Here is a 2,492-nt window from a genome sequence, read left to right on the forward strand (position 1 = left end):
CGTATGTTATAAATTTAGTTGCCGTGTAGAAATTATTGAGCAATAATTTAAATTACATTATAAATTAAAAGGTTATCGTTCGAGTATAAATTATTAAATCAATTACATTCATTGTTAACAAAAAAAAACATTAATAAAATAAACGGTGAACAAGTAACATTAGAATAAATATTATTCTTGAAACCAGAATATAGTAAATCATAATTTAATGTATTTCAAAATGTTTTATCGTCAAATACTTGAATACATTCAACTTTATCATTGTACAAAACTTTTGTATAGAAAAACTTTATCAACTAATGTTCAAATGGGAATAATACGAACTATCTATTATGTATCAATTCCTTTGCTTACATTCCGATGGGCAATTGGTAGTTATTGTATGCATAACAATAAAACTGAAAATTATTATCGTTTTGATCCATTCTTAAGAATTGTAATTGGACATAATTTTGATGAATATCTTCTAATTACTAGTTGTGGCTTACCAATGTACACAATTATTTGTGACTATCATCTTCATTATCGTCCACATCCAGTTATATGGAAACATTTGAACGATCTAATTGTACGAAACATGAATCATTTCTTCTTACTAAATCACGAAATTGGTAGAAAAATGTTCAATTGTTTTCAAAACGTTAAAGTTCTTCCAATTAAACTTACAATAGAATTGTTTAAAATGCAAACAAATTCTAATCAAATTTACTTTAATCGAGTTCTTCACTATTATCCAGAGTTATCTAATTCATTCCGTTTACGATTGATTCGTTTAACAATCGCTATAGATATGTTTCGCATATTTTCTTTTACACTTTTAGCTTTTTCAACATTTTTAGCGTGTTGTATTGTGACATTTAAAGCGATTTACAATCCTTCAATCTATTTGTTTCATTTTCCTATTCTCTTCTATGATATATTGCTATTCACAATCGTTCTGGCAAAGTTGGTTGAAACGGGTTTGGATCAAGCTTTCGCACTATTGATATTCAACTTCTTAAACCGATTTAAATTAAATAATCTTAACCGAAACATGACCACTACACTAATTAAACCATCTAATAAATGTCATTTTGTTATGAAATGTTATCAATATCGTTCTTATCACATCAACATAATAACTTTTTTGCAACATTTAAATTCAAATTCGTCTAAACTTGCTTTCTATTATATTCTAAGTAACTTCTTATTCAATGTTTTTTTATTGGAAAATTTTTTCTTTAGTCAACTTCATCCAATGATGTACTATTTTATTTTCTGCATTTTAGTCGTTCAAATTTTTGGCGCATTATTTCTCTTTTTAATTTGCATTGATATTAATCAAATTGTTTATCAACCCACAACAAAATTAGCAAACAAATTATGGTTCAAATTGAAAAATGAAAAAAATATTAACTCAACCAAAATGAAATGGACAAATTATCTTGAGTTGTTAAATACAGATAAACCAATAGGCATTGCAGTGGGGCCTACGGGTATTATAACAAACTATTTAATTATTCAAGTAAGAATGTTAATTGAAATTATTTTTTAAAACATTTACAAATAACCTTTTTTATATTACGTTTTTAGTTTGCAATGTTTTATTCTTCAAACTTTTTATATTTTTGTGCAATAACTTTAAACAATAAGCAAAACTTATGAAAATCTCAATTGTTAATTTTATTTTTAAAAAATTGCTCAATTATTGGAAAAGCATAGTCCCAGATCTGGGAAGAGCGACAGTTGAAACTATTCTTGCCTTTTTGTACATATTTAATAAAAAAAAATGCAAAGTACAATTTCTAATACCTGAAATATTGATCCAAAATTATTTATAATGTTGGAAACAACAAGAACTTTTAATACGATTTCAATGAATTGAGAAGAAACAGGAAGAAACGAACATGATCTAAGGCTGTAAGAAAAGTCACTGGGAAAGCAATTCCAGGAAAAACTTGTCATATACCAAAACCTTTTGATTGTAAACACTTAATTTTGTATCAAAGTATAATACATTAATTTATTAATTTATTTGTCAGCGCAACTGGTTGTCAATTTATATCCAAAAATGTACCTAACCCAATAATAAGACTTTGTATTACATTAAAATGACAAATATTATTTTTTTTCACCTAGATTATAATACCTGAAATATTGATTCAAATCATTTAATTTTTAAAGAACCTTAAATATTTTTACTTATACATTAAGCAATTAAAATATCAACTTAAATGGATTCAAAGTAATTCAAAATAATTAATGATTTATGGGAATGTTAAAAGATTATTGGTACAAACAATATGAAATTATAATCGAGGACAACAATATTAGGGAAACATTAAAATATGTTTTATTATTAAAATGATTAGTCACAACTTAATTCATCTCAAAATGTTGAAGAAAAAAATACTTGAATCTGTTCAACTTTACCATTACATCAAAATTAATTACAGAAAGTCACTAAAAACGAATGTACAAATGGGAACAGTACGAATCATATATTATGTTTC

At 25.3% G+C, this 2,492-nt stretch carries 1 protein-coding gene; it reads left to right on the plus strand.

Features of this window, described 5'->3' with window-relative positions; translation table 11 throughout:
• Positions 1-220 precede the first annotated feature (220 nt).
• Entirely contained in the window at positions 221-1,534 is a 1,314-nt protein-coding gene (locus QRY16_RS21710; protein ID WP_289778025.1) for a hypothetical protein, read from the plus strand.
• Positions 1,535-2,492: the final 958 nt, after the last annotated feature.

Source organism: Mixta mediterraneensis, from assembly GCF_030283135.1.
In the GTDB taxonomy this organism is placed as follows: domain Bacteria; phylum Pseudomonadota; class Gammaproteobacteria; order Enterobacterales; family Enterobacteriaceae; genus Pantoea; species Pantoea mediterraneensis.

Excerpts from the sequence above, each read along its gene's own strand:
- QRY16_RS21710 (WP_289778025.1), top strand. The coding sequence starts at position 221 with ATGTTTTATCGTCAAATACTTGAATACATTCAACTTTATCATTGTACA.